This is a genomic window from Nonomuraea sp. CX421, assembly GCF_059358955.1.
The window spans coordinates 1-19,867 of sequence record NZ_JCADBK010000036.1; the positions used below are offsets into that span (position 1 = coordinate 1).

General features: G+C 70.4%; 15 protein-coding genes and 2 rRNA genes. 9 read left to right on the forward strand and 8 right to left on the reverse strand.

Annotation, left to right across the window (positions count from 1 at the left end; translation table 11 throughout):
- A 23S ribosomal RNA gene (locus AC5L3X_RS36735) occupies positions 1 to 79 on the forward strand; the annotation flags it as partial.
- A gap of 76 nt (positions 80 to 155) precedes the next feature.
- A 5S ribosomal RNA gene (rrf, locus tag AC5L3X_RS36740) occupies positions 156 to 272 on the forward strand.
- Positions 273 to 615: 343 nt separating this feature from the next.
- Here the strand turns inward: rrf and AC5L3X_RS36745 are convergent.
- The 4 genes from AC5L3X_RS36745 to AC5L3X_RS36760 form a co-directional block, all read right to left on the reverse strand.
- Positions 616 to 2,091 carry a phosphodiester glycosidase family protein gene (locus AC5L3X_RS36745; RefSeq protein WP_189127083.1) on the reverse strand — a complete coding sequence of 492 codons (1,476 nt, stop codon included), beginning with the start codon at positions 2,089 to 2,091 and terminating at the stop codon, positions 616 to 618.
- A 200-nt stretch (positions 2,092 to 2,291) separates the two neighbouring features.
- Entirely contained in the window at positions 2,292 to 3,908 is a 1,617-nt protein-coding gene (locus AC5L3X_RS36750) for a PucR family transcriptional regulator (RefSeq protein WP_494863229.1), read from the reverse strand.
- Positions 3,909 to 3,972: 64 nt separating this feature from the next.
- The gene (locus tag AC5L3X_RS36755) at positions 3,973 to 5,592 is read right to left on the reverse strand and encodes an AMP-binding protein (RefSeq protein ID WP_494863231.1); all 1,620 of its coding nucleotides are present in this window, start codon (positions 5,590 to 5,592) and stop codon (positions 3,973 to 3,975) included.
- A 13-nt stretch (positions 5,593 to 5,605) separates the two neighbouring features.
- Entirely contained in the window at positions 5,606 to 6,304 is a 699-nt protein-coding gene (locus tag AC5L3X_RS36760) for a TetR/AcrR family transcriptional regulator (RefSeq protein ID WP_494863233.1), read from the reverse strand.
- Positions 6,305 to 6,359: 55 nt separating this feature from the next.
- Here AC5L3X_RS36760 and AC5L3X_RS36765 point away from each other — a divergent pair, with 55 nt between their 5' ends.
- Positions 6,360 to 7,805, forward strand: a complete 1,446-nt coding sequence (locus AC5L3X_RS36765; protein WP_494863235.1) for an MFS transporter — start codon at positions 6,360 to 6,362, stop codon at positions 7,803 to 7,805.
- Here AC5L3X_RS36765 and AC5L3X_RS36770 read toward each other — a convergent pair.
- On the reverse strand, positions 7,802 to 8,524 hold the full coding sequence (locus tag AC5L3X_RS36770) for an alternative oxidase (RefSeq protein WP_494863237.1): 723 nt from the start codon (positions 8,522 to 8,524) through the stop codon (positions 7,802 to 7,804). The two genes, AC5L3X_RS36765 and AC5L3X_RS36770, sit on opposite strands and share 4 nt — an antisense overlap.
- A 314-nt stretch (positions 8,525 to 8,838) precedes the next feature.
- Between AC5L3X_RS36770 and AC5L3X_RS36775 the strand changes: the two genes are divergently transcribed.
- The 4 genes from AC5L3X_RS36775 to AC5L3X_RS36790 all read left to right on the forward strand — a co-directional run bounded on the left by AC5L3X_RS36775 (position 8,839) and on the right by AC5L3X_RS36790 (position 14,228).
- Complete coding sequence (locus tag AC5L3X_RS36775) at positions 8,839 to 10,116, forward strand: aspartate aminotransferase family protein (RefSeq protein WP_189127089.1); 1,278 nt, start codon at positions 8,839 to 8,841, stop codon at positions 10,114 to 10,116.
- Entirely contained in the window at positions 10,113 to 11,618 is a 1,506-nt protein-coding gene (locus AC5L3X_RS36780; RefSeq protein ID WP_494863239.1) for a CoA-acylating methylmalonate-semialdehyde dehydrogenase, read from the forward strand. The genes AC5L3X_RS36775 and AC5L3X_RS36780 overlap by 4 nt, the downstream gene beginning before the upstream one ends.
- Positions 11,619 to 11,710: 92 nt before the next feature.
- The gene (locus AC5L3X_RS36785) at positions 11,711 to 12,832 is read left to right on the forward strand and encodes an extracellular solute-binding protein (RefSeq protein WP_189127091.1); all 1,122 of its coding nucleotides are present in this window, start codon (positions 11,711 to 11,713) and stop codon (positions 12,830 to 12,832) included.
- A 181-nt stretch (positions 12,833 to 13,013) separates the two neighbouring features.
- Entirely contained in the window at positions 13,014 to 14,228 is a 1,215-nt protein-coding gene (locus tag AC5L3X_RS36790) for a saccharopine dehydrogenase family protein (RefSeq protein ID WP_494863241.1), read from the forward strand.
- On the opposite strand, the gene AC5L3X_RS36795 is transcribed toward AC5L3X_RS36790, so the two are convergent.
- Positions 14,225 to 14,458, reverse strand: a complete 234-nt coding sequence (locus AC5L3X_RS36795; protein ID WP_225263868.1) for a hypothetical protein — start codon at positions 14,456 to 14,458, stop codon at positions 14,225 to 14,227. The genes AC5L3X_RS36790 and AC5L3X_RS36795 overlap by 4 nt on opposite strands.
- Positions 14,459 to 14,632: 174 nt before the next feature.
- Positions 14,633 to 15,961: a 4-aminobutyrate--2-oxoglutarate transaminase gene (gene gabT / locus AC5L3X_RS36800; protein WP_494863243.1), complete on the reverse strand. Its 1,329-nt coding sequence runs from the start codon at positions 15,959 to 15,961 to the stop codon at positions 14,633 to 14,635.
- A 94-nt stretch (positions 15,962 to 16,055) separates the two neighbouring features.
- Between gabT and AC5L3X_RS36805 the strand changes: the two genes are divergently transcribed.
- Positions 16,056 to 17,624: a PucR family transcriptional regulator gene (locus tag AC5L3X_RS36805; RefSeq protein WP_494863245.1), complete on the forward strand. Its 1,569-nt coding sequence runs from the start codon at positions 16,056 to 16,058 to the stop codon at positions 17,622 to 17,624.
- On the opposite strand, the gene AC5L3X_RS36810 is transcribed toward AC5L3X_RS36805, so the two are convergent.
- Entirely contained in the window at positions 17,584 to 18,207 is a 624-nt protein-coding gene (locus tag AC5L3X_RS36810) for a TetR/AcrR family transcriptional regulator (RefSeq protein ID WP_494863247.1), read from the reverse strand. The genes AC5L3X_RS36805 and AC5L3X_RS36810 overlap by 41 nt on opposite strands.
- Positions 18,208 to 18,437: 230 nt before the next feature.
- Between AC5L3X_RS36810 and AC5L3X_RS36815 the strand changes: the two genes are divergently transcribed.
- On the forward strand, positions 18,438 to 19,865 hold the full coding sequence (locus AC5L3X_RS36815; RefSeq protein ID WP_494863249.1) for an aldehyde dehydrogenase family protein: 1,428 nt from the start codon (positions 18,438 to 18,440) through the stop codon (positions 19,863 to 19,865).
- The last annotated feature ends 2 nt before the right edge of the window (positions 19,866 to 19,867 follow it).

The following is a 19,867-nucleotide window of genomic DNA, read 5'->3' on the forward strand; positions in this document are numbered from 1 at the left end:
GACCGGGTTGATAGGCCGGAGGTGGAAGCATGGTAACGTGTGGAGCTGACCGGTACTAATAGGCCGAGGACTTGACCACAAAGCTTTCTTGCTCGCGTCCACTAGGCAATTCTGAGACTGCAAACAGCGTTTGTTGTTTGTGTGTTTCATGGGGTTACGGCGGTTATGGCGGGAAGGAAACACCCGGTTACATTCCGAACCCGGAAGTTAAGCTTCCCAGCGCCGATGGTACTGCACTCGGGAGGGTGTGGGAGAGTAGGTCACCGCCGGACAATTGTTTGAGAAGGGCTCCACCGTTGGGTGGGGCCCTTCTCGCGTTTATGGGGGTTTTTCGCGTTCATCGGAGGTGCAGTCATGCGCTCCGATGAACGCGACATCGTGGCCAGGTGGCCCATGGAGCGGCAGGTCGCCGGGGCGCCGGAGCTCGGTGGAGGCCCACCTGAGGTTCGGGTCCCGACTTCCTGCCGCATGTCGTCGTGGCCGATCTGGGCGGCCTAACGAGCGGTTCTACGCGGTGGCGTGGTCCGGGCTGCCGGCCCGACTGACCTCGTATCTCGTGATGAACGTGGTCGAATCTGACACAGGCCCGGCCCATCGGCCGCCGTGCATGCTGGGTTACTTGGGCAGCACGAGCAGCGCGTCTCCGACGCTGCGCTCCCCGCCGTCCGACGGGCGGTTGACGACCTTGCCGCCCACGACCATCGCGGTGGAGCCGCCGCCGTCCAGGTTGATCGCCTGGGTGGCGCCGAGCCAGCGCATGAACCGCGCCGCCTCGACGAAGTTGGCCCCCACCGTCACGCCGGGCTGCCGGCCGTCGATGGTGGCGAGGATGAGGCTGCCGTTGCGGGTGGTGCCCAGCAGGGTGCGCGGGTGGCGGCGGAGGATCATGTTCATCGAGTCGTGGCCGTCGCGCTTGGCGGTGATCTTGGTGCGGCCGTTGCGGACGAGGCCCACGCCGCCGGCGATGACGTGCAGGTCGGGCGTGAGCTTGAGCGCCCTGCGCTTACGCAGGTCGACGACCTTGGTGTCGACCTTGACCGTCCAGCCCGCCCAGGCGTGTTCGTTCAGCCAGTCGGAGGCGGTGCCCGAGCCGTGCAGCACGCGCATCCCGCGAGGCACCGCGGCGCCCGCTGTACGCACGGTGACGACCTTGCCGGCTGGGTCGAGCACCACGTCGGTGCCGCCGTCGGCGGGCGTCTTGGCGCCGAACTCCTCGGTGTAAAGGAGCAGCTCGTCGGCCACGCCGGCCCGATTGACGCCGTTGACCTGGAGTTTGCCGCCGTCCTGCGAGATCGCGGTGACGGTGGTCGTGAGCTCGGTGATGCGGGCCGTACGGCCGCGGAGCACGACGGCGGAGCGGCCGGGGACGGCCTCGCTGAGCAGCTTGCCGGCGACCACGGAGGCGCCGACCGGCTCGCCCTGCAGGGCCTTGGCCGTGTGGATGTTGAAGAAGCCGCCGTTGACCGCGGCCAGCGCCTTGCCGGGCTTGGCCATCGAGGAGACCGTCTCGCGCTTGGCGACGCTGGTGCCGAGGGAGGCCGCGTAGGAGCCGCGGAACGTCCTGGCGTCGATCATCACGACTCTGGCGTCCCAGGGGCCGGTCGTCTCCAGGCCGTCGTCGCCCAGGTAGTCGACCTTGACCTTCAGGCCGGCCTCCTTGAGCTTCTTGGCCGTCTTCTCGGCCTCCTTCTTGTCCTCGAGCTTCCACAGGCCCACCCGGACCATGTAGACGGTCTGCGCGGGGGCGTCGGCGACCTGCGGGCGGACGACCTTCTGCACGCCGGCGACCTCGCCCGCGGCCTCTACCTCGGCGGCCTTCGCCTCCGCGGTCGCCTGCTGGCCGTAGTCGCGGCCGCTCGGCATCAGGACCGTCACGGTGTAGCCGTCGGTGGACTTGCCGGCCCGCACGTTGTAGAGGTCGACCCCGTACGCCACGCTCGTCACCGAGGTGGTGGCGGCGGAGGGCACGCCCAGCGGGAACTTGGCCGACGGGAACTTCACCGACAGTTGCTCCGCGGCGGCGACGGGCACGGTGGTGACCGTGAGAACGACGGCCACGGACAGGCCTGCGGCGAGGGTGCGTCGAGACATGAATACTCCAGAGGGCGGACAGCAATCCGCACCATCCTGGCGAGATCATGGTCAGGAAGTGAGTGAAACACGCCAAACGGTTGGCGAGGTTACAAGATTGACATCGAGCAGGACTGGCAAGTTTGATCAACCATCGACAATGGGTTCATGACCCGTGCCGGTATGTGGCGGCGACCGTGACCCCGACGGGGTGCGGGGCCTTACCGGGTTTCTCTGCGGAAGGACTCCAGGGCCAGCAGTGCAACGTGCAGCGACATGCACGACTCGACGTCGTCGAGGTCTGTCTCGAGGATGCGTTCGAGGCGGCGGAGCCGGTCGTAGAAGGCGGGTCTCGACAGGTGAGCCTTCTGGGCGGCCACGGCCTTGTTGCGGCCCGCGTCGAGGTAGACGCGCAGGATCCGGGTGAGGTCGCCGCCGCGCTGGGCGTCGTGCGCGAGCAGCGGCCCGAGCTCGCGTTCGGCGAACGTCTGCAGCCGGGCGTCGTCGCGCAGAAGGTGGAGCAGGCCGCGCAGGCGCAGGTCGGGGAGCCGGTAGAAGGGCCGGCCGTCGGGCTGGCGGACGGCGACGTCGGCCACCTGCTCGGCTTCGAGGAAGCTGCGCCGTACGTCCTTGATGGATTCGACTACCGAGCCCGCGGCCAGCACGAACGCGGCGCCGTGCTTCCACAGGGCGCGGAGGCGTTCGGCGAGGGTGGTCAGCGCGGGCTCGGCGTCCGTGCGGGGCGGCAGGGGCAGCAGGACCCCGACGCGGTCCTGGTCGAGCGCGCCGACGAGGGCGGGAAGCCGGGCGTCGCGGCAGGCGGCGGCGGTGGCCTCGGCCAGCTCGCCGAGCTGGGCCTGCCCGTCGAGGGCCTGCTCGATCGGGTCGGTGGGGCGGATCACCACGCTGACCAGCTTGCGGCCGGTGAGCGGCACGCCCACCGCGCGGGCGCGGGCGGCGGCCTCGTCGGGGTCGGCGTAGGCATGGGTGAGGATGCCGGTGATGATCGTGCCGTGCGCCTGGCGTTCGAGTGACTCCTGGTGGCGTTCGAGCAGGCGGCCGAGGGCGAGCGTGGTGGCCGCGCGCTCGGCCAGCACGAGGTCGCGTGGTGAGGGAGGCACGTCACAGAGCAGGATCAACCGGCCCCAGTCCTGGCCACGCGCGCCGACCGTGGTGACCAGCCAGCCCGAGGCGGCGTCGTACGCGGTGCGCTCGGCCGGGGCGACCGCCCTCGACCGGGTCTCCCAGCCGGCCAGCAGCGCGCCCGTGTCGCGCCCGGCGGACTCGCAGGCCAGCACCTGGTGGGCGAGGTTCTCCAGCAGGACGGGGCGGTTGGACAGCCGGGTCACCTGGGTGAGGACCTCGCCAGGGGAGGCGCCCTCGACCGACAGCTCGGTGAACACCTCGTGCAGCTGCTCCGAGGCTCGCAGCTCCTCCAGCTGGATGTCGATGATCCTGGCGTGGACCGACTCGGTGATCTGCACGAACGGCGTCTCGCGGCCGAGCACGATGAGCGGCAGCCCGTGCTCCTCGGCGCTCCTGACGACGGCTCGGGGCAGCTCGGTGACGAACCTGCGCCCCAGCTCGACGATCAGCCCGGAGGCTCCTACGGAAGAGAGCTCGGCGATGTAGGCGACCAGCTTCTCGGGGTCCTCGGGCAGCGCCACGCCGGTGGTCAGCACCAGCTCGCCGCCCCGGAGCAGGTGGGCGATGTCGACGATCTCGCCCACGTGCACCCACCGCACCTTGCTGTCCAGCCGGTCGGCGCCCGCGACCACACGGGGATTGCCCCGGCGGACGGTCTCCAGGGCGAGGACATCGGCGATGGTGGGGAGCACGGGCAGAGCCTATCCGATCAGCCTGTAAGATCGGTTATGTGCTGGTTTACACATTGAAGTCAAATCACTGGTAGAGATCCTCTTCGCGATACTCCCGCGCCGCCTCCTGCTCGCGTAGCTCCACCCGCCGGATCTTGCCGGAGATCGTCTTGGGCAACTCGCCGAACTCCAGCCGGCGCACCCTCTTGTACGGGGCCAGATGCCGCCGGGAGTACTCGAAGATCGACCGTGCGATCTCCTCGCCCGGCTCGAATCCGGGCGCCAGCGTCACGAAGGCCTTCGGCACGGCCAGCCGCAACGGGTCGGGGGCGGGCACCACGGCCGCCTCGGCGACGGCCGCGTGCTCCAGCAGCACGCTCTCCAGCTCGAACGGTGAGATGCGGTAGTCGGAGGCCTTGAAGACGTCGTCGGTCCGGCCCACGTAGGTGATGTAGCCGTCGGCGTCACGGGTGGCGACGTCGCCGGTGTGGTAGTGACCGTCTCGCATGGCCTCGCCTGATCCACCGACGTATCCGGTCATGAGGCCCATGGGACGGTCGCGCAGCGGCAGGCAGATCTCCCCGTCGTCGCCGGGCTCGCCGGTGACCGGGTCGAGCAGCACGATGTCGTAGCCGGGCAGCGGCCGGCCCATCGATCCGGGCTTGACCGGCTCGCCCGGGACGTTGCCGATCTGGGCGGTCGTCTCGGTCTGGCCGTAGCCGTCGCGGATCGTGATGCCCCACGCCTTGCCGACCTGGTCGATGATCTCCGGGTTGAGCGGCTCTCCGGCGGCGACGGCCGTACGAAGGGGGAGCCGCCAGGCCGTCAGGTCCTCCTGGATGAGCATCCGCCACACGGTCGGCGGCGCGCAGAACGTCGTGACGTGCTCGTCGCGCAGCACCTCCAGCAGGGCGCGCGCGGAGAAGCGCTGGTAGTCGTGGATCAGCACGGTCGCGCCCGCGTTCCAGGGGGCGAACACGTTGCTCCAGGCGTGCTTGGCCCAGCCAGGGGACGAGACGTTGAGATGCACGTCGCCGGGCCGCAGGCCGATCCAGAACATGGTCGACAGGTGTCCCACGGGGTAGGACGCGTGCGAGTGCTCGACCAGCTTGGGCTGGGAGGTCGTGCCGGAGGTGAAGTAGAGCAGCAGAGGGTCGCCGGCCCGCGTCGGCCCGTCGGGGACGAATCGCTCGGACGCCTGGTAGGCCTCGTGGTAGGGGAGCCAGCCGTAGGCGTCGCCCACGGAGATCTTGGTGTGTTCGCCGGCGCCGAACTTGCCGGCGTCGGAGGCGTTGGCGATGACGTGCGCGACCCCGCCGCGTTCGATGCGCTCGGCGATGTCCTGGGCGGTCAGCAGGGTGGTGGCCGGGATGACGACCGCGCCCAGCTTGATCGCGGCGAGCAGCGCCTCCCACAGCTCGGCCTGGTTGCCCAGCATGAGCAGGATCCGGTCGCCGCGTCGCACGCCCTGCTCGTGCAGCCAGTGGGCCACCCGGTTGGAGCGGGCGGACAGCTCGGCGAACGTGTAGGCGACCTTGCCGGTGATCTTGAGAGCGACCGCGTCGGGGGTCTCGGCGGCCAGCACGCCGTCGAACCAGTCGAGTGCCCAGTTGAACTCCGCCGGCTCCGGCCAGCGGAACTCCCGGCGGGCGGTCTCGTGGTCGGCCTCAAGCAGGAAGTCACGCGCCGCGCGGAAATCGCTCATGAACCGGATCCTGCTACGTGACCAGCCTGGCCTCAAGGCCATCGAGGATGGACACCAGCCCGAAGTCGAACGCCACCTCGCGCATCACCTGGGGATCCTCGGGTTGTTCGACGGCGAAGTCGGCCGCGAGGTCGGGGAAGTCTCGCGCGGCTCGCGCCGCGATATCGTGCATGGCCGGGATGTCGTAGCCCTCGCCCATCGAGGACTTCCAGGCGACCTCCGGGATCGTGAAGCCGTAGACGAAAGCGGTGAGCGTGGCGGTGGCGTAGTCGACGTCCGCGCCGCGGAATCCGGCGGTTTTCAGGATCCGGCGCATCCGGTCGGTGAGCGAGAGCGCACTGGGGCCGAGCGCGGGCAGCCGGCCGATCAGGTCGGCGGACCAGGGATGGCGGAGGATCACCTGCCGCATGCTGTGGGCCATGACGGAGGCGAACTCACGCCAGTGCGCGGTCTCCGACTCGGGCAGGCGCACCTCGGCCCACACCTCGTCGTAGACCAGCTCCAGCAGCTCGTCCTTGTTGGCGACGTACCAGTAGAGGCTGGTCGCGCCCGTGACCAGTTTGGCGCCGAGCTTGCGCATGCTCAGGCCGGGGAGGCCCTCGGCGTCGAGCAGCTCCATCGCGGCGCGCACGATCTCCTCGCGACTGCGGCCAGGAGTGGAGGTCTTGCGAGGTTCGCGGAGCCAGACGGAGGGGAACTGCTTGCCGGTCATCTTCCCAGGATAAAACCACTCGCACACTGTACGAGTTTTATCGTACGGTGTGCGAGTGAACTCGAACACTGTACGAGACCCCCGGCGGTGGTGGATTCTCGTCGTCCTCTGTCTCTCGTTGCTGGTCCTGGTGGTGGACAACACCGTCCTCATCCTGGCGATCCCGTCGCTGATCACGGACCTGGGCGCGAGTCCCGCCGACATCCAGTGGATCATCGACGCCTACGTGCTGGCCTTCGCCGGACTGCTGATCACCGCGGGGAGCCTGTCCGACAGGTACGGCCGCAGGCTGTTCCTGATCGTCGGCCTGGCCTTCTTCGGCGGCGCGTCGCTGCTGGCCGTGCTGGCCTCCGAGCCGTGGCAGGTGATCGGCGCGCGGGCGCTGATGGGCGTCGGCGGGGCGATCATGATGCCCTCGACGCTGTCGATCCTGATGACCGTCTTCGACGACTCCGAACGGCGCAAGGCCATGGCCGCCTGGAGCGCGGTCGCCGTGGTCGGCATGATCTCCGGCCCGACGCTGGGCGGGTTCCTGCTGGAGCACTACTGGTGGGGCTCGGTCTTCCTGCTGAACATCCCCATCGCGGCGGTCGCGATCGTGGCGGCCGTGGTGCTGATGCCGGAGACCCGCAGCGCCGGCCGGCGGATCGACCCCGTCGGGGTGGTGCTCTCCATCGTCGGCCTGACCTCGGCGGTGTACGTCATCATCGAGCGGGAGTGGAACGTGGCCGGCATCGCGCTGGCCGTCGTGGCCCTCACCGCGTTCGTGATCTGGGAGCGCCGCTCGCCGCACCCGATGCTGCCGCTGCACCTGTTCGCCGACCGTAACTTCAGCGGGGCGTCGTTCTCGATCCTGCTGATGTCCTTCGGGGCGGGCGCCGTGATGCTGATGCTGACCCAGTACCTGCAGTTCGTGCTGGGCTACGGCGAGATGCGGGCGGGGCTGGCGCTGCTGCCCTACGCCGTGGCCGCGGCCGTCTTCAACGGGGTCGGCGCCGCGCTCGGCCAGAAGGTGAGCAACCGGGTGCTGGTCGGGGTGGGCCTGCTGGTCATGGCGGGCGGCTTCGTGGTCATGGCGACCACCACCGGCTACGCGCCGCTGGCCACCGGCCTGGTGATCATGGGGATGGGGGCCGGGGTCGCCGGTCCCTCGGCCTACGCCTCGCTGATGGGCGCGATCCCGATCGAGCACGCGGGTGTCGGCTCGGCCCTCAACGACACCGTGCAGCAGGTCGGCATGGCCCTGAGCATCGCCGTCCTGGGCAGCGTCCTGGCCGGGGTCTTCACCTCGCGGATGCCGGCGGGCGCGCCCGGCGCGGCCCGGGAGTCGATCGGCGCCGCGCACGCCGTCGGCCTGCAGGGCCCCGCGAACGAGGCCTTCACCGTCGCCATGCACGTCGGCTCCTGGGTGGGCGCCGTGTTCTGTGTGGCCGCCGCGCTGCTCGCGGTGAGCGTGCTGCGCCCGGCCGCGCCCGTCGCCCGGGAGCCGGTGGAGGTCTAGCCGTCCTGCGGTCGGACAGCCTGGTGGAGGCGCGGCTCACGCATGTTCCGCAGGCTGTCCAGCTTGTGTGTCCGCTCGTCGTGGCCCACCTGTCTGAGCAGGTCGGCCACCGAGCGGTAGTGGCCGTACTCGGCGGCGTAGGTGCCCGGGTCGGGGACGCGGTCCAGGCCGGGGTTCTCGGCCACGAACGTCATGTACTCGTGCTCGGCGTGGTCCTCGAACTCCGCGTTGAGCCGGTAGCTCCAGTCGGGCCGGACCAGGAACAACATCCACGAGACGTGGTAGTAGAAGAACGAGATCAGCCAGGGCGCCGCCTTGTGCAGCAGCCAGGTCTGCCGGTGGCCGTGACGCTGCACGAGGTCCTGCATGATCAGTAGGTGCCACTGCTCGTTGTCCTGGTCGGCGCGGGCCTCCACGATGCGCTCGAAGACCCTGCGGGCCAGCGCCGAGCGGCCCGCGTGACGCTGGACGGCCCAGTAGCCCATCCGCTCCCACGCCTGGTAGGGGACGCGGGCGATGGTCTCCAGCATGGCGAACTTGGTGTAGGAGCCCTGCTTGCCGTACAGGAGGTCCACGGGCTTGAACATCATCCTGGCCAGCAGGCCGTACCTCATGCGGGGGGTGTCCAGGGTCTGCTGCTGGGCCAGGAGCAGTTGGTCGCGGTCGAGCTTCGGCGGGCCGGCGTGGGCCTCGGGCCGGTGGGTGACGGTGACGGTCATGGCCGTTTCTCCTCGGATCGGTCTCTTCGGTGATGACCTGATCGTGCTCGACCGGACCCCCTCCGGTCGTCGGCCCGTGGTGGGCTTCCGAGGTGCCTCTCGCGGGGTAGCGGCCCCCGGAGGCGTACGCCGGCAGACGGACGGGAGATCCCCTAGGGGATGCGGCGCGCCCCTGCGCATTGCGGAGGATTATCACCTAATGTCTAGACATAAGGTCATTAGGGAGCGGTATGGTACAAGCTGTAAGGTGAATTGTCCGTATTGCGACATATTGATGGTTAGGAGCACCGGCTGACAGCCGGGATACTCAAGACATGTCGGACCTCCTCGCGCGCCACCGGGCAGTCATCCCCAACTGGGTGGCCCTCAACTACAACGAGCCCATCGAGATCGTCAGCGGCAAGGGCAACCGTGTCGTCGACGCCGACGGCAAGAGCTATCTGGACTTCTTCGCCGGCATCCTGACCAACATGATCGGGTATGACGTGCCCGAGGTGCGCGAGGCGGTCGAGCGGCAGATCGCCACCGGCGTCGTGCACACCAGCACGGTCTACCTCCTGCGCGGTCAGGTCGAGCTGGCCGAGAAGATCGCCAGGCTGTCCGGCATCCCCGACGCCAAGGTCTTCTTCACCAACTCCGGCACCGAGGCGAACGAGACCGCGCTCCTGCTCGCCACCTACGCCCGTAAGAGCGACCAGGTGCTGGCCATGCGGCAGAGCTACCACGGCCGCAGCTTCGGCGCGATCAGCGTCACCTCCAACCGGTCCTGGAAGAACAACTCGCTCTCCCCGCTGAACGTGCACTTCCTGCACGGCGCCGACCGGCAGCTGGCCCAGTTCAGGGGACTGTCGGACGCTGACTACATCAAGGTGTGCGTCGACGACCTGCGCCACCTGCTGGCCACCGCCGTGTCGAACGACGTGGCGGCGCTGATCGCCGAGCCGATCCAGGGGGTGGGCGGGTTCACGATGGCCCCCGACGGGTTGTTCGCCGCCTACAAGGAGGTCCTCGACGAGCAGGGCATCCTGTTCGTCTCCGACGAGGTGCAGACCGGCTGGGGCCGCACGGGCAGCGCGTTCTTCGGCATCCAGAACCATGGCGTGACGCCCGACATGATGACGTTCGCCAAGGGCCTCGGCAACGGGTTCGCCGTCGGCGGCGTCGTGGCGCGCGGCGACCTGATGGACGCCCTGCCCGCCGCCGGCCTGGCCACGTTCGGCGGCAACCCGGTCTCCATGGCCGCCGCCAACGCGACCCTCGACTACGTGCTCGACCACGACCTGCAGGCCAACGCCGCCAGGACCGGCAAGATCATCATCGACGGCCTGCGCGAGGCGGCCCAGCGGCTCCCGATCGTCCAGGACGTCCGTGGCAAGGGCCTGATGTTCGCCGTCGAGCTGGAGAGCCCCGCCCAGGCGGCGCGCTTCATGGAGGAGACCAAGAAGGCCGGTCTGCTCGCGGGCAAGGGCGGTCTGTACGGCACGGCCATCCGGATGGCCCCGCCGCTCACCCTCACGGTGGACGAGGCCGCCGAGGGCCTCGGCATCATCGTCAACGCACTCGAAGTCATCAACGCAGAGGCAGCGCAGTGAAGTCAGTCAAGCACTGGATCAACGGGACCCTCGTCGACGGCGGCGGCCGCGCCGGTGAGATCTTCGACCCGGCGACCGGCGAGGTCAGCGGGCATGTCGCGCTGGCCTCGGTGGCCGACGTGGACGCGGCCGTGGCCGCCGCCGCGGCGGCCTTCCCCGCCTGGCGCGACGCGTCGCTGGTCAAGCGGGCGCAGGTGCTGTTCCGCTTCCGCGAGCTCATGTACGCCCACCGCGACGAGCTGGCCGCGCTGATCTCCTCCGAGCACGGCAAGGTGCACTCCGACGCGCTCGGCGAGGTGGCCCGCGGCCTGGAGGTCGTGGAGTTCGCCTGCGGTATCCCGCACCTGCTCAAGGGCGGTTTCTCCGAGGGCGTCTCGACCCGGGTCGACTCCTACTCGATCCGCCAGCCGCTCGGTGTCGTGGCCGGCATCACGCCGTTCAACTTCCCGGCCATGGTGCCGATGTGGATGTATCCGATCGCGATCGCCTGCGGCAACACGTTCATCCTCAAGCCGTCGGAGAAGGACCCGTCGGCGTCGCTGCTCATGGCGCGGCTCTGGCAGGAGGCGGGGCTGCCCGACGGCGTGTTCAACGTCGTGCAGGGTGACAAGGTGGCCGTCGACCGGCTGCTGGAGCACCCCGGCGTGAGCGGCGTCTCCTTCGTCGGCTCCACCCCCATCGCGAGGTACGTCTACGAGACCGGCACCGCCCACGGCAAGCGGGTGCAGGCGCTCGGCGGCGCCAAGAACCACATGCTCGTGCTGCCCGACGCCGACCTCGACCTGGTCGCCGACTCGGCCGTGTCGGCGGGCTTCGGCTCGGCCGGTGAGCGCTGCATGGCCATCTCGGTCGTGCTGGCGGTCGGCCCGATCGGCGACGAGCTGGTCGAGAAGATCGTCGAGCGGGTCGGCAAGCTGGTGATCGGCCCCGGCGACGATCCGAAGTCGGAGATGGGACCGCTCGTCACCGGCCCCCACCGCGACAAGGTGGCCTCCTATCTCGACCTCGGCGTCGAGGAGGGCGCCAAGCTGGTCCTCGACGGCCGCGAGAGCGCCGTGCTGGGCGGCGGCACGGCGGCCGACCGGCCCGGCTTCTGGCTCGGCCCGAGCGTGCTCGACCACGTGCCGCCGCGCTCGCGGGTGCACACGGAGGAGATCTTCGGCCCCGTCCTGTCGATCGTCCGCGTCGGCTCGTACGAGGAGGGGGTGGAGCTCATCAACGGCGGCGAGTACGGCAACGGCACGGCGATCTTCACCAACGACGGCGGCGCCGCGCGGCGCTTCCAGAACGAGGTGGAGGTCGGCATGGTCGGGATCAACGTGCCGATCCCGGTGCCGATGGCGTTCTACAGCTTCGGCGGCTGGAAGGCGTCGCTCTTCGGTGACACGCACCTGCACGGCACCGAGGGCGTCCACTTCTACACCCGGGGCAAGGTCGTCACGTCCCGCTGGCTCGACCCGTCGCACGGCGGCGTGAACCTCGGATTCCCCACCAACAAGTAGCCCGTGTGGCGGAGGGCGCGTGGTCCGGCCGCGCGTCCCTCCGCCGTGGCGCCCCCCGGTAAGCTCCTGGGCATCGGGCAAGGGGGACATCGTTGGATCGCCGAATTCCGGTCGTGGCGCTCGCCGTGACGACTCTGATCGCGGGCATGGGCGCGGCCGGTCCGTCGCCCACGCCCACGTCGCCGCCTTCGGCCACGCCTTCCCCTTCGGCCTCGGCTTCGGCCGTTCCGGCGCAGAGCGACGGCACGCTGCAGATCCTCACCTACCGCGGCTACGCCGACTACTCCAGCACCACCACGGAGTTCGAGCGGGTCACCGGCTGCCGCATCGCGCGCTTCGACACCGTGCAGACCGCCGACGAGATGGCCGCCAGGGTCACCGAGCGCCCCTATGACGTGATCTCGGCGGGCCCCGTCCTGGCGGCGTCGTTGATCGAGGGCAAGCAGGTGCAGCCGATCGACCCGGCCAGAGTGTCCGGCTACGGCGACCTCACCAAGCGGTTCCGCGAGATGACCAGCCAGTCGGGCAAGGTCTACGGGGTGCCCTATCTGTGGGGCCACCACGAGTTCCTCTACGACTCGGCCAAGGTCAAGAAGGGCGGCGACCTGCGGCGGGTGTTCACCTCCGACGACGTGGCGCTCCAGGACAGCCCGCTGACCATCGCCGACGCCGCGCTCGCCGTCGGCGGGGTCGACGACCCCTACGAGCTGACCACCGAGGAGCTCGACCGGGTCATGCGGCTGCTGCGCGAGCGCCCTGGGCGCACCTACTGGAAGAACCCCCTCGACCTGCTCAAGGGCTTCGCCACCGGGTCCCTCGACTACGCGCAGGCCACGCCCTACTATCGCCTGTTGCTGCAGAAGGCCGGCAAGCCGGTCAAGGCGGTCGACGCCCGTAAGACCACCGGCTGGGTCGACTCCTGGATGCTCGGCGCCGGGCTGCCCAACACCGACTGCGCCTACCGCTGGCTCAGCTACACCGCCTCGCCCGCGGTCCAGCGCAACGCGGCGGCCTGGGTCGGGCTGGCTCCGGCCAACCCCAAGGCGTGCACCTCGAAGGCCAAGCGCATCTGCGACGTCTACGGGGCCGACAAGCCCGGCCGGCTCGACCGCATCGTCTTCGCCGTCCGTCCTCCGGGGGGTTGCTCCGCCGGTGAGGGGGAATGCACTGATTACGCCGCCTGGACCGCTCGGTGGCGCTCACTCGTCGGCTGAGCGTGGGACAGCCGGCTCGCCTGCAGCACCATGCCGCGGGCGCACCCGTCCCCCCGCGGGGTGCGACCTGCTGAGACGCCCCGGGCCTTCCCCCGCCCCGGGGCGTCTCGCTGTTCACGGTCCGGGAAGTGTCCGGCCCGGAAATTCGACTGAATGACCAGTCAGTGAGTAGGCTGGGGGCATGAGAATCCTCCTGGTCGGGGCCGGCGGAGTCGGTTCCGCCGTTGTCCCCATTGCCGCACGCCGAGATTTCTACGAACACATCGTGGTGGCCGACTCCCAACAGGACCGGGCGGCCCAGGCCGTCGCCGCCGTCGACGACCCGCGCTTCAGCGCCATCCGGCTCGACGCCTCCGACCGGACGCAGGTCGAGGCCGCGCTCCGCGAGCACCGGTGCGACGTGCTGTTCAACGCCGTCGATCCGAGATTCACCATGCCGCTGTTCGAGGCCGCGCTGGCGGCCGGGGCCCACTACCTCGACATGGCGATGTCGCTGTCCCGGCCGCACCCGCGCGAGCCGTACGAGAAGACGGGGGTGAAGCTCGGCGACGAGCAGTTCGCGCGCGACGGTGAGTGGCGGGACGCGGGACGCCTCGCGCTGGTCGGGATGGGGGTCGAGCCGGGGCTGGCCGACGTGTTCGCCCGCTACGCCGCCGACCACCTGTTCGCCGACATCGACGAGATCGGCATCAGGGACGGCTCCAACCTGGTCGTCGAGGGGTACGACTTCGCGCCGACGTTCTCCATCTGGACCACCATCGAGGAGTGCCTCAACCCGCCGGTCGTCTGGGAGGACGGGGGGTGGCGCACCACCGAGCCGTTCAGTGAGCCGGAGGTGTTCGACTTCCCGGCCGGCATCGGGCCCGTGGAGTGCGTGAACGTCGAGCACGAGGAGGTGCTGCTGGTCCCCAGGTGGATCCAGGCGCGCCGGGTGACCTTCAAGTACGGGATCGGCGAGGAGTTCATCGGCGTCCTGAAGACCCTGCGCAAGCTGGGCCTGGACAGCACCGACAAGATCCGGGTGGGCGGCGCCGAGGTGGCGCCGCGCGACCTGGTGGCCGCGAGCCTGCCCGACCCGGCCACACTCGGCGACAGGATGTCGGGCAAGACGTGCGCGGGCACCTGGGTCAAGGGCACCGGCAAGGACGGCTCGCCGCGCGAGGTCTACCTCTATCACGTGGTGGACAACGCCTGGTCGATGGCGGAGTACGGTTCGCAGGCCGTGGTGTGGCAGACCGCCGTCCATCCCGTCGTGGCGCTGGAGCTGGTCGCGAACGGTGTCTGGAAGGGGGAGGGCGTGCTCGGCCCGGAGGCGTTCGACGCGGTGCCGTTCCTGAACCTGCTGGACGCGTACGGCTCGCCGTGGGCGATGCGTGAGGCGCGTGAGGCCGCCTAACGAGCGGGGAAGGCCACCACGGTCGCGAGTGGCGCGGGCGTCAGGGCCTCGGCGCAGTCGCCGCAGGCCAGCACGGCCGAGTGGTCGGGCAGGCGGCCCACGCGGACGCGCGGCCGGGGCCACCTCTTGTGGCAGACGACGCAGGCCTCGCCCTCGCGCTGCGCCTGGCTGAGATCATCAGGGTCGAACGTCACCATGTCCTGTGCCGTTCGTGTGGGGCTCCAGTTCATCACGCTCCCTGTGGTGATCGCTCACCCGTTTACCGGATCCGTTATAACCCGGACCGTCCCCCTGATCGTCTAGCTGCACGTCAAGCCAGGGTGAATTCTCTACCCGGTCAGCACGCCTTACACCACAAAATCGGGCATCCAGCAACAAGCTGGATGCCCGATTCGTATGGTTTTCTACAGGGCGGCGAGGGCCTTCTCCAGGATGCCGAGGCCCTCTTCGAGGAGGTTCTCGGGGATCACCAGCGGCGGCAGGAAGCGGAGCACGTTGCCGTAGGTGCCCGCGGTGAGCACGAGCAGCCCCTCCGCGTGGCAGCGCCTGGCGACCTCGGCCACGGCGGCCGCGTCGGGCTCCGTGGTGCCGGGCTTGACCAGCTCGATCGCGATCATCGCGCCGCGTCCGCGCACGTCGCCGATCACGTCGAAGCGCTCGCGCATCGACTCGAGCCGGGGCAGCATGATCTCGCCGATCCGGCGGGCCCTGGCGACCAGGTCGTCCTCGGCGATGGTCTCCAGCACGCCCAGAGCGGCCTCGCAGGCCAGCGGGTTGCCGCCGTAGGTGCCACCGAGACCGCCCACGTGCACCTTGTCCATGAGCTCGGCGCGGCCCGTCACCGCGGCCAGTGGCAGGCCGCCCGCGATGCCCTTGGCGGTGCAGATGATGTCGGGCACCACGCCCTCGTCCTCGCAGGCGAACAGGTCGCCGGTGCGGGCGAACCCGGTCTGCACCTCGTCGGCGACGAACACGATGCCGTTCTCGCGGCAGAACTCGGCGATGCGCGGCAGGAACCCCTTGGCCGGCTCGATGAAGCCGCCCTCGCCCGCGATCGGCTCGATCACCACGGCGGCCACGTTCTCGGCGCCGATCTGCTTGGTGATCATGCTGATGGCCTCGGCCGCGGCCTCCTCGGCGCAGTTCTCGGGCCCGGTCGGCCAGCGGAACGGGTAGGCCAGCGGCACCCGGTAGACCTCGGGGGCGAACGGGCCGAAGCGGTGCTTGTACGGCATGTTCTTGGCCGTCAGCGTCATCGTCAGCAGCGTGCGGCCGTGGTAGCCGTGGTCGAACACCACCACCGCCTGGCGCCCGGTGGCGTGCCTGGCGACCTTGACCGCGTTCTCCACGGCCTCGGCGCCGCTGTTGACGAGGAAGGTGCGCTTGTCATGGTCGCCGGGGGTCAGCTCGTTGAGCTTCTCGCAGACCCGCACGTACGACTCGTAGGGGGTGACCATGAAACACGTGTGGGTGAACTCGGCGACCTGGCGCTGGACCCGCTCCACGACCTTGGGCGCCGCGTTGCCGACGTTGGTGACGGCGATCCCGGAGCCGAAGTCGATCAGCGAGTTGCCGTCGGCGTCCTGGACGACGCCGCCTCCGGCGCGCGTCACGAAGACCGGCAGGGTGGTGCCGATGCCCGTGGGGACGGCCGCCTGCTTGCGGGCCAGCAGCTCCTGCGACTTCGGGCCGGGAATCGCGGTGACGAGACGACGCTCCTGGGGAATGCTCATGGGTCCGACGGTACGACCCGTCGTGAACTGCGCCGATATGTCGATATGGCACACTGGTGGTGCTGCCCTTCGCCAGAATGGACAACTTTCGCGTATGGCGCCTTCACTGCGGGTCGTGGTGCGCCGGATGGGGCTGCGGCCCCTTGCCGGGACACTCGACTCGACCGTCCGCTGGGTGGCGGTGAGCGAGCTCGCGGACCCCACTCCCTTCCTCGAAGGGGACGAGCTGCTGCTGACCACGGGGATGCGGTTGGAGCATGACTTTTCCGGTTATGTCGCCCGCCTGGTGGAGCGGGGCGTGGCCGGGCTGGGCTTCGGCGTCGGGCTGTCCCACGAGCACGTCCCCGCCGAGCTGGTGGCGGCCGCGTCCCAGGCGGGGCTGCCGCTGCTGGAGGTCCCGCGTGAGACGCCGTTCATCGCCATCGGCAAGGTGGTCAGCGAGCTGCTCGCCGCCGAGCAGTACGACGAGATCGCGCGGGCCTTCACGGCGCAGGGCCGGCTGACCCGGGCGGCGCTGCGGCCCGAGGGCATGCACGCGGTCGTCGACCGGCTGGCCAAGGAGGTCGGCGGCTGGGCGGCGCTGCTCGACGAGGCGGGCGAGGCGCGTCACGTCACCCCCGGAGCCCGCGTCGCGGCGGTCACCGCCGAGCTGAGCCGCCTGCGTGGCGGCCACACCGCCGGCGAGTCCGGTCCCGGCGAGCGGGCGGGGGCGCGCCGCATCAGCCGGGCTCCGGCTGATGCGGGCAGAGGTGGCCAGGTGTCCGCGGTACGGCCGCCGGCCAGTCTGGCGATCTCCGGGCCCGAGGGGCACATCGTCGTGCAGCCGCTCGGCGGCGGGGCGCGGCCGCGGGGGTTCTTCGCCGTCGGGGCGGCGCACGCCTTCTCGCCGGTCAGCCATACGGTGATCAACGCCGCCGGCTCGCTCCTCACGCTGGCGCTGGAGCAGGGCGGCGCCCAGCGCGAAGGCGAACGCCGGGTCCGTTCCGCCGTGCTGGAGCTGCTGCTCGGCGGCGACATCGAGCGGGCCCGCGAGGTGCTGGGCCCGCTCGGCGCGCGGCCGCCCGACGAGCCGCTGGTCGTGCTGGCGGCCGGCGGTGAGGCGCTCGACGCGCTGGAGCCGGTCGCGTTCGCCGCCCGCCTCGGCGAGGAGGGCCTGGCCGTCGCGCTGGTGGGCGAGGAGACGGCCGAGAAGGTGGCCGCGCAGACCGGCGGGTCCGTGGGGATGAGCGCGCCGTGTGCCTACACCGACCTGCGGGCCGGGCTCGACCAGGCGCGACGCGCGCTGAGGGCCGCTCGCGGCGGAGTCGTGCGGTTCGCCGAGCTGGCCGGGCAGGGAGTGCTGAAGCTGCTCGACCCCGCCGCGGCGCAGGCGTTCGCCTCGGCGCTGCTCGCCCCGCTCGTGCGTTACGGCTCGCGCGCCGACCTGGTCGACTCGCTCCGGGCCTACCTCGACAGCAACGGCCACTGGGACGCCGCGGCTCAGCGGCTCGGCATCCACCGCCACACCCTGCGCTATCGGATGAGGCGGGTGGCCGAGCTGCTGGGGCGTGATCTCGACGATCCCGGTGTGCGGGCGGAGTTGTGGATCGCGCTGGCGGCGACCGCTCCTTCCGCTACTTCCGCTACTTCTGCACCAGAAAGCAGCAGATCGTCGCCGTCGTGACCGCCTCGTAGGTGCGGCCGTCGCGCAGGTGGCCGCCGCGTTCCAGGCTGATCGCCCCCTGTGCCGCGGCCCACAGCGCGTCGGCGATCTTGCGGGGCTGGGTGGCGATGAGGTAGCCGGCCGAGATGCAGTCGGCGATGGCCCGGTCGAGGAGGTTGAGCGCCGCGCGGGCGAGGGTCCGGGCGCGCTCGCTCGGCTCGAAACCGGGGATCGCCCGCTCGAACATCAGGCTGTAGTAGCCGGGCTCGGCCAGGCAGGCGTGGCGGTAGGCGGGGCCGAGCGCGGTGAGGTATTCGAGAGGGTCGCCGCGGTGCGGCACCGCCTCCAGGAAGCGCCGGAACCGCTCGAACCCCTCCAGGTAGAGAGCCTCGGCGAGACCCTCGCGGTTGCCGAACATCGTGTAGATGACGGTCGTGGTGCAGCCGGCCTCGGTTGCGATCCGGCGCATGGTCAGGCTTTCGGGGCCGTCGGTGACCAGGAGATTCACCGCGACGTCGAGCAACCGGGAACGCAGCTCGTCATGGCCGGCCCGTTCGCCCAACAGGTAGGCGCCTTGAAGCCCTAGCGGCGCCGAGGAGGTCATGGGCCCACGCCTTTCTGCTCGTGGGCCCACCGCGCTGGGGAACCCGCACCCGAGACTTAGCCATGGCGGAGATTTTTCAAACCGCCTCGCATGGTAAACATCCCTAATTACGTCTACTTCTGTTACATAGCGGGTATACCAGAGGGCTTGTACTTATCGGTGAGCGCTGTGGGGGCACTTGTGCAACGTGGTGTAAGTCCCCGCTCCGCGTCGTCGCATAACGTCGTCGCATGGACGTGCGCACCTTCTGGCTAGCAGGACACCCCGCCACCGGGGACACCGAGCTCACCGTGACCAACCCCCACGACGGTCGCGAGGTCGGCCGCTACTCCGTGCCCACCGAGGCCCAGGTCGAGGAGGCCGTCGCGGCCGCCCACCAGGTCACCCGGCAGGCCGCCGCGCTGCCCGTGCACGTGCGCGCCGAGGCGCTCGCCCACGTGGCGCGGCGGCTGGCGGAGCGGGCCGACGAGATCGCCCGGCTGATCTCCGCCGAGAACGGCAAGCCGATCTTCTGGGCGCGGGGCGAGGTCGGCCGGGCCGTCGCCACCTTCCGCTTCGCCGCCGAGGAGACCCGTCGCTGGTCGGGCGACGTGCAGCGGCTCGACACCGAGCCCGCCGCGGCCGGCCGCCTGGCCTACGTCTCGCGCGTGCCCCACGGGCCGGTGCTGGCGATCACGCCGTTCAACTTCCCGCTCAACCTGGTGGCCCACAAGGTCGCCCCCGCCATCGCCGTCGGCGCTCCCGTCGTCGTCAAGCCCGCCCCGGCCACGCCGCTCTCCGCGCTCGTCCTCGGCGAGATCCTGGCCGAGACCGACCTGCCCGCCGGGATGTTCTCGGTGCTGCCGGTCGAGAACGAGCGCGCCGCCGGACTGGTCCAGGACCCCCGGCTGCCCATCGTCTCCTTCACCGGCTCCGCGCCCGTCGGCTACGCCATCAGCGACCAGGTGCCGCGCAAGCACGTGACCCTGGAGCTCGGCGGCAACGCCGCGGCGGTCGTCCTGGCCGACGCCGACCTCGACTGGGCCGCGGCCCGCGTCGCGCTGTTCTCCAACTACCAGGCCGGCCAGAGCTGCATCGCCGTCCAGCGGGTGATCGTCGAGCAGCCGGTCTACGACGCGTTCGTCGAGCGGCTGCTGCCCGCCGTCGACGCGCTCGTCACCGGTGACCCGGCCGACGAGAAGACCCAGGTCGGCCCGCTGGTGTCGGTCGCCGCCGCTGAGCGGGTGGAGCAGTGGATCAAGGAGGCCGTCGCCGGCGGCGGCCGCCTGCTCGCCGGAGGCACCCGCGAGGGCGCCACGGTCGCTCCCACCGTCCTCAGCGATGTGCCCGCCGACGCCACGCTCTCCTGCGAGGAGGTCTTCGGCCCCGTCATGGTCCTCCAGCGGGCGGCGTCGATCGACGAGGCGTACGCCATGGTCAACGACTCGAAGTATGGGCTGCAGGCGGGGGTGTTCACCCGGTCGCTGGACGCCGCCTTCCGGGCCAACCGGGAGCTGGAGGTGGGCGGCGTGATCATCGGCGACGTGCCCTCCTACCGGGCCGACCAGATGCCGTACGGCGGGGTCAAGGACTCGGGCGTGGGACGCGAGGGCGTGCAGTCGGCCATGCGCGACTACACGTACGAGAAGGTCATGGTGTTGACGGGGCTGATGCTCTGATC

Bases quoted from the DNA above. Each gene is read 5' to 3' on its own strand.
- gabT (WP_494863243.1), bottom strand. From the start codon at position 15,961: ATGAGCATTCCCCAGGAGCGTCGTCTCGTCACCGCGATTCCCGGCCCG.
- AC5L3X_RS36815 (WP_494863249.1), top strand. From the start codon at position 18,438: ATGGACGTGCGCACCTTCTGGCTAGCAGGACACCCCGCCACCGGGGAC.
- AC5L3X_RS36745 (WP_189127083.1), bottom strand. From the start codon at position 2,091: ATGTCTCGACGCACCCTCGCCGCAGGCCTGTCCGTGGCCGTCGTTCTC.
- AC5L3X_RS36760 (WP_494863233.1), bottom strand. From the start codon at position 6,304: ATGACCGGCAAGCAGTTCCCCTCCGTCTGGCTCCGCGAACCTCGCAAG.
- AC5L3X_RS36770 (WP_494863237.1), bottom strand. From the start codon at position 8,524: ATGACCGTCACCGTCACCCACCGGCCCGAGGCCCACGCCGGCCCGCCG.
- AC5L3X_RS36810 (WP_494863247.1), bottom strand. From the start codon at position 18,207: ATGACCTCCTCGGCGCCGCTAGGGCTTCAAGGCGCCTACCTGTTGGGC.
- AC5L3X_RS36755 (WP_494863231.1), bottom strand. From the start codon at position 5,592: ATGAGCGATTTCCGCGCGGCGCGTGACTTCCTGCTTGAGGCCGACCAC.
- AC5L3X_RS36775 (WP_189127089.1), top strand. From the start codon at position 8,839: ATGTCGGACCTCCTCGCGCGCCACCGGGCAGTCATCCCCAACTGGGTG.
- AC5L3X_RS36790 (WP_494863241.1), top strand. From the start codon at position 13,014: ATGAGAATCCTCCTGGTCGGGGCCGGCGGAGTCGGTTCCGCCGTTGTC.
- AC5L3X_RS36805 (WP_494863245.1), top strand. From the start codon at position 16,056: ATGGCGCCTTCACTGCGGGTCGTGGTGCGCCGGATGGGGCTGCGGCCC.
- AC5L3X_RS36795 (WP_225263868.1), bottom strand. From the start codon at position 14,458: ATGAACTGGAGCCCCACACGAACGGCACAGGACATGGTGACGTTCGAC.